This is a genomic window from Fimbriimonadales bacterium, from assembly GCA_035559795.1.
Taxonomy (GTDB): Bacteria; Armatimonadota; Fimbriimonadia; order Fimbriimonadales; family ATM1; genus DATMAR01.
Window position 1 is genome coordinate 189,391 of the sequence record DATMAR010000012.1, and the last position, 13,582, is coordinate 202,972.

Annotated in this window: 13 protein-coding genes; 8 read left to right on the plus strand and 5 right to left on the minus strand. The window is 47.4% G+C overall.

The window, feature by feature from the left end:
• Positions 1–113: 113 nt before the first annotated feature.
• The gene (wecB, locus tag VNK96_07890) at positions 114–1,280 is read right to left on the minus strand and encodes a UDP-N-acetylglucosamine 2-epimerase (non-hydrolyzing) (GenBank protein ID HWP31626.1); all 1,167 of its coding nucleotides are present in this window, start codon (positions 1,278–1,280) and stop codon (positions 114–116) included.
• Between the two features lie 62 nt (positions 1,281–1,342).
• On the opposite strand from wecB, the gene VNK96_07895 reads away from it, so the two are divergent.
• The 3 genes from VNK96_07895 to VNK96_07905 all read left to right on the plus strand — a co-directional run bounded on the left by VNK96_07895 (position 1,343) and on the right by VNK96_07905 (position 4,872).
• The gene (locus VNK96_07895) at positions 1,343–2,404 is read left to right on the plus strand and encodes a glucose-1-phosphate thymidylyltransferase (GenBank protein ID HWP31627.1); all 1,062 of its coding nucleotides are present in this window, start codon (positions 1,343–1,345) and stop codon (positions 2,402–2,404) included.
• A gap of 178 nt (positions 2,405–2,582) precedes the next feature.
• Entirely contained in the window at positions 2,583–4,154 is a 1,572-nt protein-coding gene (locus tag VNK96_07900) for a hypothetical protein (protein ID HWP31628.1), read from the plus strand.
• Between the two features lie 184 nt (positions 4,155–4,338).
• Positions 4,339–4,872 carry a transposase gene (locus VNK96_07905; GenBank protein ID HWP31629.1) on the plus strand — a complete coding sequence of 178 codons (534 nt, stop codon included), beginning with the start codon at positions 4,339–4,341 and terminating at the stop codon, positions 4,870–4,872.
• 296 nt (positions 4,873–5,168) lie between these two features.
• Here VNK96_07905 and VNK96_07910 read toward each other — a convergent pair whose 3' ends face one another.
• Positions 5,169–6,293 (minus strand): Gfo/Idh/MocA family oxidoreductase, encoded by a 1,125-nt coding sequence (locus VNK96_07910; GenBank protein HWP31630.1) that lies wholly within the window; start codon positions 6,291–6,293, stop codon positions 5,169–5,171.
• A gap of 99 nt (positions 6,294–6,392) precedes the next feature.
• Between VNK96_07910 and VNK96_07915 the strand changes: the two genes are divergently transcribed.
• Positions 6,393–6,785: a YHS domain-containing protein gene (locus VNK96_07915; protein ID HWP31631.1), complete on the plus strand. Its 393-nt coding sequence runs from the start codon at positions 6,393–6,395 to the stop codon at positions 6,783–6,785.
• Between the two features lie 311 nt (positions 6,786–7,096).
• Here the strand turns inward: VNK96_07915 and prmA are convergent, their stop codons facing one another.
• The 3 genes from prmA to rpoZ are packed head-to-tail and all read right to left on the minus strand — an operon-like array spanning position 7,097 to position 9,582.
• A complete protein-coding gene (gene prmA, locus VNK96_07920) occupies positions 7,097–7,948 on the minus strand; it encodes a 50S ribosomal protein L11 methyltransferase (GenBank protein HWP31632.1) in 852 nt (283 codons plus the stop codon).
• A 2-nt stretch (positions 7,949–7,950) separates the two neighbouring features.
• Entirely contained in the window at positions 7,951–9,063 is a 1,113-nt protein-coding gene (dnaJ, locus tag VNK96_07925; protein ID HWP31633.1) for a molecular chaperone DnaJ, read from the minus strand.
• A gap of 9 nt (positions 9,064–9,072) precedes the next feature.
• The gene (rpoZ, locus tag VNK96_07930) at positions 9,073–9,582 is read right to left on the minus strand and encodes a DNA-directed RNA polymerase subunit omega (GenBank protein HWP31634.1); all 510 of its coding nucleotides are present in this window, start codon (positions 9,580–9,582) and stop codon (positions 9,073–9,075) included.
• A 230-nt stretch (positions 9,583–9,812) separates the two neighbouring features.
• Here rpoZ and VNK96_07935 point away from each other — a divergent pair, with 230 nt between their 5' ends.
• The 4 genes from VNK96_07935 (at position 9,813) to VNK96_07950 (ending at position 13,552) form a co-directional block, all read left to right on the plus strand.
• Positions 9,813–10,388, plus strand: coding sequence for a hypothetical protein (locus VNK96_07935; protein HWP31635.1), 576 nt, complete (start codon positions 9,813–9,815; stop codon positions 10,386–10,388).
• Positions 10,385–11,308, plus strand: coding sequence for a glycosyltransferase (locus VNK96_07940; GenBank protein HWP31636.1), 924 nt, complete (start codon positions 10,385–10,387; stop codon positions 11,306–11,308). Before VNK96_07935 ends, VNK96_07940 begins: the two co-directional genes overlap by 4 nt.
• Before the next feature lie 77 nt (positions 11,309–11,385).
• A complete protein-coding gene (locus tag VNK96_07945; GenBank protein HWP31637.1) occupies positions 11,386–12,531 on the plus strand; it encodes a thiamine pyrophosphate-dependent dehydrogenase E1 component subunit alpha in 1,146 nt (381 codons plus the stop codon).
• 7 nt (positions 12,532–12,538) lie between these two features.
• Complete coding sequence (locus VNK96_07950; protein HWP31638.1) at positions 12,539–13,552, plus strand: alpha-ketoacid dehydrogenase subunit beta; 1,014 nt, start codon at positions 12,539–12,541, stop codon at positions 13,550–13,552.
• The last annotated feature ends 30 nt before the right edge of the window (positions 13,553–13,582 follow it).

Genomic DNA, 13,582 nt, shown 5'->3' on the forward strand with positions numbered 1-13,582 from the left:
GTTCTCGAAGAAATAGCGTTCCCAAACAGAGTTTGGGAGCGAGAAAATGATTGAATTTTGTAGGAGCGCCGTAAGGCGCGATAAAATTCTTGCATTCAGCAAATACGAAGGCTTTAGCCTGCACTCATTCCCTTCCCTTGCCGAGTCAATACATCCGCGAAGGGGGGGATCTCCGTAAACGATAATCCGAAATAACGCCGAATTTCGTTCACGATTCGTTTTGCGCTAAGACCGTCACCGTAAGGATTTCTCGTCTGAGCCATCCTGCGATAATCCTCTCCGGAGGAAAGCAATCGAGACGCTTCTTCGAGGATAGTTTTTTCCGAAGTCCCCACCAAAATCGCCGCTCCCGCTTCGATACCCTCAGGCCGTTCCGTCTCCTCTCGCAAAACCAAAACCGGCTTTCCCAAGGAAGGCGCTTCTTCTTGCACCCCCCCCGAATCACTCAAAATCAAATATGCATTTTTCATTAATTGCACGAACCCCGGATAATCCGGTGGCTCGATGAGGAACACTCGTTCGCAATCGGAAAAACACTCACGCAGAACCTCTCGCACCGTTTGATTCGGGTGCATAGGAACAACCGCATAGCAGTCCTGAAAACGTTTCAAAACCTCCACGATCGCACGGCATATTCTTCTCTGCGGCTCACCCCAGTTCTCTCTGCGATGGGTCGTTACCAATAACATTCTCCCTTCAGTGAAAGGCTTCCATTCCGTCAATTTGTTAGCAACTGCGAGAACAGCATCTATAGAAGTATTTCCCGTAATAAAAACGCGCGATTCCGGAACACCTTCTCGAAGCAGATTCTCTGCCGCTTTTCGAGTCGGGGCGAAATGTAACTCCGTTATCAGCGACGTCGTTCGGCGATTGAATTCTTCTGGAAATGGGCTGTGAATCGTCGGAGTGCGCAGTCCTGCCTCTACGTGGGCAAAAGGAATCGTGTGATAAAAGGCTTGGATTGCAGCGCATAAAGTCGTTGTCGTATCTCCCTGCGCGATGACCAAATCAGGTTTATAATCGAAAATCGCGCTTTCCATAGCGTTCAATGCAGAGACGGTAATGTAATTTAATGTCTGCTTCTCCTGCATGAGCGCATAATCTCTATCAGGTTCTAAACCGAAAAAATCCAATGCTTGCCGAAGAATTTCGCGATGTTGCCCCGAAGCGACGAAGCGCACATTCCAATCGTCGTATTCCCGCATCGAAAGGACGACCGGAGCCATTTTGATTGCATCCGGACGTGTCCCGCATACGGCTAAAATAGTCGGCTTTGCCATGAAATTTGCTTTTCAGTCTACCGTCCTTTCTAAAACGTTCACAAAATGGGTAAATCATTGAAATGAAAGGGCTTATCCTCGCCGGTGGGAAGGGTACGCGCCTCCGCCCGATTACTCACAGCATCGCCAAGCAATTAGTGCCGATTGCGAACAAACCGGTCATCGAATTCGGTATCGAATCCTTGTGTGAAGCCGGAATAAAAGAGATTGGCATTATCGTCGGTGATTCCGCCTCAGAAATCGAAGAAGCGCTCGGCGACGGTTCGCGCTGGGGGGCGAAATTCACGTACATTCCACAATACGCACCATTGGGATTGGCGCATGCCGTAAAGACAGCGCAAGACTATCTCGATGGAGACAAATTCATCGTTTATTTAGGGGACAATCTCATCAAGGGTGGCGTTTCGGAATTCGTGCGCGAGTTCGAATCGTGCAATGCCGATGCTTCGATACTTCTTTCGCGCGTTCCCAACCCTTCGGAATTCGGCGTTGCGTATTTGGAAAACGGCAAAGTCGTTCGTTTGGAAGAGAAACCGAAAAACCCCACTTCCGATTACGCTCTCGTAGGGGTGTATCTTTTTACGCCGTGCGTATTCGATGCGATAGACACTTTGAAACCATCTTTTCGTGGCGAATACGAAATAACGGATGCGATACAAACGCTCATAGACTGGGGAAAAGACGTTCGATATCATGTCGTTACGGGATGGTGGAAAGACACGGGGACAGTGGAAGCGATTCTGGAAGCGAACCGATTAATTTTGGAATCCATGCAAGGAAAGGTAGAGGGCGAGATTATAGATTCGAAGTTAGAAGGCACGGTCATCGTAGAAGGGGGGGCGAAAGTCGTTCGCAGTTCCATTCGCGGTCCTGCGATTATCGGCGAAAATGCAGTTCTGGAAGAATCTTTCATAGGACCCTACACGAGCATTGCGAAAGACACGCGCGTTTCTCATTCCGAAATCGAATACAGCATCGTCATGGAGGGGTGCTGTATCGAGAATATCCCTGTCCGTTTAGCAGGCTGCCTTATTGGTAGGGGGGTTCGCGTCGCGCGTTCGGATGGAAAACCGAAGTCACTCCAGTTAGTTTTAGGGGATGGCTCGAGTGTAATGTTGCCGTAATCGATAACCTCTCCTTCTTTACTCTTGTTAATTTTTCATATTTTTTCATCATTTCAGGCGATTTGTACAAAATTCGCTATACAATCTATTTAATCTTCCTGCCAGAAGCGCTGCCTATTCATCTTTGCAGTTGGCTCGCTGACAGCGACAAAGGGATGCTAAAAGGAGGATTTATAAAATGAAAAGTAGTTTATTTTCAAGGATTTGTGCTTTTCATGCGATTACCCTCGGGTCAATTGCGGCTTATGTACAGTTCACTCCTGCTTGCTCCTTCGCCCAGTCTTTTTTCAAAGGTCTCGGGGACCTTCCTGGAGGTGATTTCTATAGCAATGCATTCGGCGTTTCCGGAGACGGCTCTGTTGTAGTCGGCAGTGGCAAATCAGCGAATGGCACGGAAGCTTTCCGCTGGACAGAATCAACTGGAATGGTAGGCTTAGGAGACCTACCTGGTGGCGATTTCTCTAGTTATGCGCTGAGTGTATCTGAAGACGGATCTGTTGTAGTTGGCACTGGAAGCTCAGCGAATGGATCTGAAGCTTTCCGTTGGACATGGATGGGGGGCATGTCTGGCCTGGGAGGCCTCCCGGGTGGTTATTTTCTTAGCGAGGCATTCGATGTATCCGGAGATGGCTCTGCTGTAGTTGGCTACAGTGTTTCATCTAAAGGATTTGAATCTTTCCGGTGGACAGAAGCAACCGGAATGGTAGGCTTAGGAGACCTCCCCGGTGGTTCTTTGGATAGTCTTGCATACGGCGTGTCTGGAGACGGGTCTGTTGTAGTAGGCACTGGAAGTTCAGTAAATGGCACGGAAGCTTTCCGATGGACTGAAGCAACCGGAATGGTAGGCCTAGGAGACCTCCCCGGTGGTTCTTTTAATAGCGTTGCGTTGGGTATATCCGGAGATAGCTCCGTTGCAGTTGGCTTTGGTTCCTCTGCAAATGGCTATGAAGCTTTCCGCTGGACAGAATCAACTGGAATGGTAGGATTAGGAGACCTCCTCGGTGGTGACTTCTATAGTTATGCATTGAGTGTATCTGGAGACAGTTTTGTTGCGGTTGGCTATAGTAGTTCAGCGAATGGCTATGAAGCATTTATCTGGGATTCCCAGCACGGAATGCAAAAAGTTGCGGATTGGCTCACAGCAAATGGAGTTTCCATCCCCCCCGGTTGGGTATTGGAGTTTGCTACCGACGTTACCGTATATAAGGGCTACGCAATCGTAGTAGGTCATGGGTGGAATCCATCAGGTTACCATGAAGCCTGGATTGCGAAGGCTCCAATCGGCGGGGTTTTACTTGAACCTGAAGAGTTTCTTATCGTACGCGGCGAACTCGTACAGGGGGGGCTTGATGACCTACTCCTAAGCGACGATAATAAGTTGTTCATCAAACGCCCGCGCAGCAAAGGTGTCACAGGCGTGCAAATCATGCTTGATGTGAAGAGCCATTTCGAAGGGAGTTCGGTTACGCAATTAATGTTTATTCTAGAAAGCGCTTCTTCGGAAGGGGGGGCGAATCAGAAGATTCTCTTCAAAAACTATCAAACAGGCACCTTCGAGGAAGTAGATTCGAGAACCGCTACCTATACTGACTCGACTGCTCAGGTCACGATTTCCACGAATCCATCTCGCTTCGTTCATCCGCAAACGGGTGAAGTGCATGCGCGCATCGTGTGGACGAAAACAGGCTTCGTCCCTGCCAACTGGATGACCGCCACCGACTTCGTGCAGTGGCAAGTCTGGGGGCAGTGATTTTAAAAAATACACGCACTTTTCCTATGCCTCAACTGCTCCTGCAGTTGAGGCTATAAAACCGCTTGCTTCATATTCAAAGAACTATATTCGATGGCAAGATATAGACATTATCCCATGCCTCAACTGCTCCTGCAGTTGAGGCTACAAAACCGCTTGCTTCATATTCAAAGAACTATATTCGATGGCAAGATACAGACATTATAAAAACTTAGCCGAACCTGGACAAACGGTATTTTTCACAACTGCATTACTCAATTTCGTTCCCCTATTCGAAAATGTACGAATAGCACTTCGAATGCAGGACCTAATTGCAGAAATCCATCAACATTACAACGCTCCACTCTTCGCATACGTAATCATGCCAGAACATATCCACTTTATAACGCGATTGCCAAACAATCTGAATGCTTCTGAATTTATGAAACGCTTCAAATCGTATTCTGCAAAGAAGATTATCCCTCTTCTTGACGAAACAGAAACTTCGCGCTTCAATGCACAGCGTGGATTGAACCAACGGTTTTTTTGGCAACGGAGTTTTCGAAGTGTACCAATCGACTCGGAAAAAATCTTTTGGCAAAAACTTCGCTACATTCATGAGAATCCTGTGCGGCGAGGGCTTGTTTCTGAAGCACATTTATATCCGTACTCGAGCGCAAGGAGATACGAAGAAGGAAGCGTGGATGCAGATTTTGGACTTTTTCCCGTAGAGACATAAAGAAAGCGTAAAGCCTCAACAGCAGGAGCTGTTGAGGCATCAAAACTCTTTCCTTTAGGAAATCAAAAGTCAGATAAAAAGCCTAAAGCCTCAACAGCAGGAGCTGTTGAGGCATCAAAACTCTTTCCTTTAGGAAATTAAAAGTCAGATAAAAAGCCTAAAGCCTCAACAGCATGAGCTGTTGAGGCATTCAAAAACTCTCAAAAAGTCAGATAAAAAGCGTAAAGCCTCAACAGCGAGAGCTGTTGAGACATGAATATCACTTCGAATCGCGCCTTACGGCGCTCCTACTGTTTTCACTCATTCCCGAACTCTGTTTGGGAACGCATTTTTGCCTTTATAGCCATTTCCAAAGACCGAATTCCGTTCTCTTCCGTGATCTTTCGCCGATGACTCCGATCTTCCAACCATGCAAGTTGGTCGAGTAACATAGAACGCAGCAAATCTCCATAAATCGTCATTTTCACATTCTCATCCCCCCAAAAGTATTCGAATTTTTGATACACGTCCATCGCTTTATGCCTTCCGGAGCAAACGCGGTCCTTTCCATGATACAACTGCAGGACGTTTACGCGCCCCCCCGGAAAGATTTCGCAGACCGTCCGCATATCTTTCTCCCCTGCTATTGCATGCATTCGCAACCGAGTCGGCACCCATTCGAAGAGCGTTACATCTCCCCTCTCGAAAAGGAATCGCATTTCCTGCCTGTCCATTCTCTCCGGCTGATGAAATCCGTGATAAATATTTACAGTAATTCCGTCGCGGTAACGCGCTGTACACTGTACTTGTTCTTCGATTTTCGTCCCCGGACGCAATGTACTTTGTGCGCAAACAATATCCCCCCCACCTAACCAACCTTCGAACATATCGAAAAAATGCACTCCATGCTCGATAAAAATCCCGCCGCTTTTCTCCTTATCCCAAAACCAATGCTCACGCGGCAACCCTTCATCCGTTGCATAATTTTCGAAATACGCATGAAGCAGTTCTCCCAAAGGTTTTTCTTCGATGAGGCGCTTCATAGCGTCATAAAGCGGGTTATACCGCTGCATGAGATTGACTACGAGCAATAAATTTTTTTCTCTCGCCAAAGACGCCATTTCTTTCGCCTGCTCTAAGGTGAGCGCAATCGGTTTTTCGACGATGACATGTTTGCCAGCCTGCAATGCTTGCATCCCCTGCGGATAATGAAGAAAAGGTGGAGTTGCGATGTAAACCAAATTCACATCTTCTCGAGCGAGCATGGTCTCGACTTCTTCTATGGTTACTCCGTAACGCTCCGCGGCGCGATACGCAGCCTCACGATGCGTGCCTGCCATCCCCTTCAAGCGAACGCCCGGAACTTGCAGAAACTGCTGTACGGCAAACATCGCAAACCCACCGAAACCTATAACCCCAATACCAATTTCTTCTTCAGCCATGCTGTTTATTCTACTGATTAGCGTTGATATTCCGCAGGAAGAACTTCGAGGAAATCGCCAGAACCTTTAGATCGGAGAGTCTGGGGTATATTCGAAGCCATGATTAGCAAGTCTTTTCGTTCGTTCTTAGGCTTCGGGGTCGCTTTGTCCATTGCGTATTCTGCGTTTCTGTTCGGTTGTGGCGGACAGGAGCAAACGACAGAAGAGAAAACGGACACAACGGCTCCAAAAACCGATGAAACGAGTTCGACCGCACCTACAACGCAAACCGTTGCCTTCACGAATGCTAATGGGGACATCATTTGCCCCGTTTCAGGAGAAACCATCGCCACGAAAGACAAGGCTTCGACCTATACGGCTTCTTCTTACGTGGATTACGAAGGCAAACGCTATTATTTCTGTTGCGAAAGTTGTAAACCCACCTTCGAAAAAGATAGCGAGAAATACAAAAACGGACCCCCACCTGGCGCAAAACCCATGCACGGTGGTTAATAGTTTCTAAGCCTCTTTTTTTCTCGTTTCCAAACTCTGTTTGGGAACGCAGTTTACCGCCACTCGATTCGAAATCGCGCCTTATACATCGCGCCTTACGGCGCTCCTACAAGGAAACGCATGGATATAGCGACACTTTCTCGTTCCCAAACTCTGTTTGGGAACGCATTTTTCCACCGCAATCCTAGTCCCCTGGCATAAGCAAGGGGAACGAAAGGCACAAAAAATCAAAAGCCTCAATAGCAGGAGCTGTGAGGCATAACTCTCCCGTTCCAAACTATAAAATAGCCCTAACAGCGGAAAAGAAAATCTCAATTTGATTTTTGAAATAGCGCAGCAATCCACCCTTCTCGTTCTCTTTTGTCAACCAATCGCATGTTCTCAGCCGTTATCGCCTGCTCGACCTTTCCCCACGAATCCGCGATAACTCCGGAAATTATCCAATAACCATTCGCGACGAGTTTCGAGGCGACTTTCGGTGCAAAACTTATCAATAATTCAGAATATAAATTCGAAACAATCACATTGCACGTGGGAATTTCATCAGGGATGCTGTCTGTTTGAAAAAGTTCGACGTCAGCTCCATTTCTTAAGAAATTTTCTTTTGCCGCAAGATATGCAACCCCATCCTTTTCAGTTGCATACACCTTCCCTGCTCCCAGTAACGATGCCGCGATCGCGAGTATTCCACTGCCCGTACCTATATCGCAAACGACATCTCCCGGATTTACGATCTCTTCCATGAATTCCAAACACAAACGTGTCGTATCGTGCTCACCTGTTCCGAATGCTTGTCCCGGGTCGAGGACGATTTTCTTGCGCCCTTCGGGAATTTCTATTGTCTCTTCCCAACTCGGCACTATGAAAAACTTTTTCCCGAGTTCACGTGGCTTGAAAAATTCTTTCCATGCTTCTGCCCAATCCTCTTCGGCGATACGAGAAAAATGAACCGCTTTCGCTCCGTTGTCCAATAATTCTCTGCCTAAATCCGCAATTTTCTCATTCACATTTTCTTCTTCGAGAAGATAACCCGTCATCGCTGGAGGATTTTCTTCTTCCAAAGTGCCATTACAACCATATTTACGAAAAATCTCGTGAATCAACGACCATTCTTGCGGAACTCGCTTGAATTCCCCCTTTACGCAAATCCAAAAACGCGGCAAGCCTATCCCCGTTTTTTAAAAGACTCTTTGAGCGTATGCAAAAAACTACTCGATTCTTCTCGAGCTTGACCTTCGAGCGATTTTTGAAATTCTTCTAATAGTCTTTTCTGTTCTTCAGTAAGTTTCTTCGGAACGTTCACGATAACTCGAACGCGAAGGTCCCCCCTCTCTTTGCTGCCGATTTTTGGCAATCCTTTTCCTTGAAGTCGAAATTCTTGTGAAGGCTGTGTTCCCGGAGGAATTTTCAATTCCAGTTCTTCGTCTATGCCATCAATTTTCAGTGTCGTTCCCAGTGCCGCTTGTGGAAACGTAACCTCGACATAAGTAAGCAAGCCTCTTTCGTCACGAATGAATCTCGGGTCGTCTTTGACACGCACCGCAACATACAAATCGCCTGGACGTCCTCCGTACAAGCCATCGTCGCCTTGATAAGGAAGATGCAGTAATGTCCCGTTATCCACACCAGGAGGGATTTCCACCTCGACACGTGCATGACGCTTTTCCAACATTTTCCCTTTGCATCGCTTGCATTTTTCTTCGATTATCTCTCCTTGTCCTGAACAATGCGGACATGTCATTGCTCGGCGAATTTGCCCCATCAAAGTGTTCGTTATGTGCATGACGACCCCTGTACCGCCGCAATCTCTACACGCTATGGGTTGTGCTCCTTTCGCTGCCCCTGTTCCGTTACATTCGGTGCAGGTTTCCATTCTTTGCAAATCGAGGATTTTAGAAGTCCCGGTAACGACTTCCTTCAGGGTAACTAAAACGTCTACTTGAAGGTCCCTGCCATCCCGCGCGCGTGTACCTTTGCGTGCTCCTGCAGTGGCTCCAAAAAACATCTCGAAAATCTCGGAGATGCTCCCAGTAAAATCGAATCCCCCCGCCATTCCATCTGAAACGACCCCGTAACGGTCGTATTGGGTGCGTTTCGACGGGTCACTCAGAACCGCGTACGCCTCCCCGATCTGCTTGAATTTCTCCTCCGCATTAGGGTCATCCCGGTTTACGTCCGGGTGATACTTCCTTGCGAGTCTTCTAAAAGCAGCCTTGATTTCGTCGGGAGAGGCGTCTCGAGGTACGCCTAATAGGGCGTAATAGTCCTTTTCCGGCATAGGTGGATTTTATTCTTCAGACTCTTCCAGGCTTTCGCTCTCTAAAAACTCCTCCTCTTCCATTTTCATCTCTTCTTCCTCGAGCGCTAATTCGGAAATAGAGAAATTTGCGCTTTCGCTATCTTCCCGCAATGCTTCGAGTTCTAACTCGGGAGTTTCCATCGGGTGAGAGAGTTCTTGAAAAGTTTCCGCTTCAATCTCGACTTCGGATTGCTCTTCGGTCTCCCCTAAAAGTTCAGAAATAAGAGCATCGATGTGGTCGGCGCCGGGTAATTCGAGCACTTCTCGCCTTTCTGCCTTCCCTACAAGAGTCGGGGCCTCTTCAGCAAAGACCGGTATGACAGCCTGTGTCGCTATTTCTTCCAATGCAATGGTGAGCGGGTGTTCATCAGGGGAGGCTTCGACCAGAATGGGAGCCTTATCTTTATAAAGTTGAGTCGCGCGCTTCGCCGCGAGGTTGACGAGCACGAATTTGTTATCGAATTTATCGAGGAGTTGTCGTTTTGGATAAAGAGCCACGAGTGAGAAGTCTCCTTATATGGGATTAACGTTTCTTTCCGGTAATTTGATCTAAAGTATACCCGAATGCATGTATTCTCACGTCATATAAGATGGATAATTCGTACCGGATCCCTATGACTCGGCTTTTATGCGCTCTTTTTATCCTTTTCGGCTCACTTTTCGGGTGTGCGAAATTTCCCACCGGAGGACAAGAGTTTTTTACAAAGCGCCTGCATTTCACTATAGAGATGAGCGCACCGATAAACCCGAATTATGTTTATATCGTTGCGATTAACGATGGGGATGATTTGACCGGATCACAAGGTGGTCCCATTCCTGTAATCGCTCCACCTTGGGGGAACGGCTTCGTAGCAGGAAAATGCACACATTTCGTCTCCTATGGCGCATTTCAAGGAGGACCGGGTTATCTCATTTACAAATTTACCGATGAAAACTTATTGACTTATGTACAGGTAGGCCTACCTGTCAGTTACGTCATTCCCGATGCTGATAGTAATCGTTTGGAGTTCGAAATTGATTTGAGCCAATTGCGACCCCCACCTGAAGACGCCAATGAAATCAAAGCGTTGCAAATCAATATCCTTACCATGGACAGAGTGCCCGCTGCAGATGATACGAATCCTAAATTTTGGGATGCATTCGGGCTTTCCACCGACCCCAATTCGATAAATGATTACATCACGATCGATGTGAGGGTGGACAGAATATACAGCAATTCCGATTTGAATATCGAACCCGAAGGTGACGTGCAAGACCCTGCTTTGGACATCGTGGACTGGCAGATCGAGATTCGAAGCCCATGAGCAGTCCACGTGTATCCGTAATCATCCCCAGTTACAATCACGAAAAATACATCAAAGAATGTATAGAGTCGGTTCTAACGCAAACCTACAGCGACACAGAAATTCTGGTAATCGATGATGCGAGCAAAGACAACACTCCCGAAATTCTAAAAGGTTACGAAAATGGGATTCGTCTCATTCTTCATGACACGAATCGAGGTACGTATAAAGTTCTCAACGAAGGTTTGTCTCTTGCAAAAGGAGAATATTGCGCGATATTAAATAGCGACGACGTTTGGCTTCCCAAAAAACTCGAACTTCAAGTTCATTTAATGGATGCTCATCCGGAATATGTTTTCTGTCATACCTATGGAAAATTCATAGACCAAAATGGAAAGGAAATCCCAGGACGTCCTATGGGTTTCGAATTTCCTCGCGTTCCATCAGGCGACATTCTTCCTCGCTTAGTGACGAACAACTGCGTTATTGCGAGTTCTGTTCTTCTGCGAGTGGAAATTGCTCGAACGGTTTGTGGTTTCGATGAGAGTTTCCGAAATTTAGGAGATTGGGATATGTGGCTGCGGCTGGCTGAACAAGGTGAAGTCGGATTCGTAGACGAAGTTCTCACCCTGTATCGGGTGCATGGCGAAAATACGATTTATCAAAAGGAAACAACCCGAAAAGAAGAAATCCGCATCCGAGAAGCGCTTCTCTCTAAAAAAGATGAATTGCTGCGCAAATCCTCCCAACCTCGAGAAATGCGTCATGCCCTAGCCCATACAGCGGCGTGTTTAGGCACCTTGTATTCCATCACAGGTAAGCCTCGTGAAGCGCGACAGGTGTACCTCGAGGCGCTTCGGCTCTATCCTCTCCGTGCAAAAACGTGGTTGCGCTATCTTCTCACCTTTGCCCCTCTCTGGGTACGCCAAAGGACTCTCTGAGCAAACGAAGCATCCGATAATCTCTTTACAGGAAACGAAGGTATACTCCCGTTAATTCATCCGCATAGGAGTTAGAATTGAACCAAAAATCTACGGTTATTCCATCCGAGGAAGAAGTTAAAACCGAAGAAGATAAAGAACGAAAAGCCAAACCCATTCTTCCACGCAATTCTCTTACGCGGGAAGATCACCTTGAAATCCTCCGGCAAATTTATTTAGCAAGATATTTCGATGTGCGGTTGATTAAAGAAAAACGTCGAGGTCGTTTGCGAGGAACGCTCTACTCTTCACAGAATCAAGAAGCGATACTCGTCGGAACTCTATATGGATTGCGCTCCGATGATTGGATTTCACCGGTGCATAGAGATATGCCTGCATTTTTCTTGAAAGACATGCGCTCGGGCTGGGACAATCCTGAACGCAAAGGAATGAGCATCGCGCAAGTTTGTGCGCAAGTGTGGGGAAAAGCTACTGCTCCGGGGCGCGCTAAGGATAATTGGTCGCACATCGGAAGCGTCCCTTTGGGAATCATTCCTTCTACGAGCATGCTCGCCAGCACGATTCCAGTCGCTTGCGGAGTTGCTTATGATTTCAAATTGCGAAATCATGACGGAGTCGTTTTGACTTACAACGGCGAAGGCTCTACAGCGAGAGGAGATTTTCATGAAGGATTGAACCTCGCGGCAATTCACGATTTAGCGGTTATCGTCGTGGTAGAAAACAATCAATGGGCTTATGGAACGCCTGTAGAATTGGAGTGCCCAACGGAAGATGTCGCTGACCGCGCGCGAGGTTATAACATTCCCGGATTGGTCGCTGATGGGCAAGACGTTTTAGATGTTTACGATAAAACGATGTGGTGTGTGGAAAGAGCGAGAAAAGGCTTAGGACCTTCGATTATCGAATGCAAAACGTATCGTGCTTTCGGTCATGGTGACCACGATGACCAAAGAGCCGACCGTTATCGAAGCAAAGAAGAAATCGAAAGGGGCAGACGACGCGACCCCATTGCGGTTTACAAAACGTATCTGGTCGAAAACGGCATTCTATCGGAAGAAGAAGCAAAACGTTACTCACCAGAAGGAAAGCACGCGATACAAGTTACCGACGAGGATTTCCCCCCCGAAGTCGTAGAAGCGGTTCGCAAAGGAGTCGAATTTGCGATAGCTTCTCCTCTTCCCGAACCCGAAGAAGCGTTCAAACACGTTTTTGTTGAGGAATGATGTAGCGATGAGTGTTGTTGCGGCAGAAGAAACTACAAAAGTAAATTATCTTACCGCTCTTCGAAACGTCTTGCATGAAGAGATGGAACGTTTTCCGGATATGGTATGCATCGGAGAGGACATCGGCATATTAGGGGGGGCTTTCGGAGTTACGGAAGGCATGCGCGATAAATTCGGGCCAGATAGAGTTTTGGATACGCCTATCAGCGAATCCGCTATCGTGGGGATGGCAATCGGACTCGCGATGACCGGAAGAATCGTCATGGCAGAGATGCAGTTCATCGATTTCATTTCTTGTGGTTTCGACCAAATCGTGAACAATGCCGCAACGATGTGCTATCGCACGAACGGAGAAGTCCCGCTTCCTATCGTAATTCGTGGCCCGAGCGGCGGATATGGGGGGGGTGGTCCCTATCACAGCCAGCAAAACGAGGCTTGGTTCGCGCATAGTCCAGGTCTGAAAGTCGTCATACCCAGCACACCGTCGGATGCCGCGGGTCTTTTGCGCGCTTCGCTCAGAGACCCAAATCCCGTAATCTTTTACGAAGTAAAAGAACTTTATCGCAAACGCGAAATCGAAGAACCTATCCCCCCCGGTGAGTGGATAGTGCCTTTAGGAAAAGCCGCAATCCGACGCGAAGGGACAGACCTTACACTCATTTCTTATGGGAATCCACTCTATCTTTGTTTGCAAGCAGCCGAACTATTGCAAGAACGTGAAGGCATAAATGCGGAAGTCATCGATTTGCGCACACTGGTTCCTTTGGATAAAGAAACCATCCTCAATTCCGTGAAAAAGACGAATCGCGTAGTGGTGGTCAACGAAGCACCGAAAACATGCGGTTTCGCTGCAGAAGTCGTAGCAATTATCAATGAACATGTTTTCGAATATCTCGACGCTCCTGTGCTTCGAGTAACACGAGCAGACACACCTGTGCCTTGGGTTCAGCCCTTAGAACTTGCCGTACTGCCGAGTGTAGATAAAATCTACGACACATGCATAAAAGTGGCAAAATTCTGAACAGTGCATCTCACGACGAAAGGAATCGAA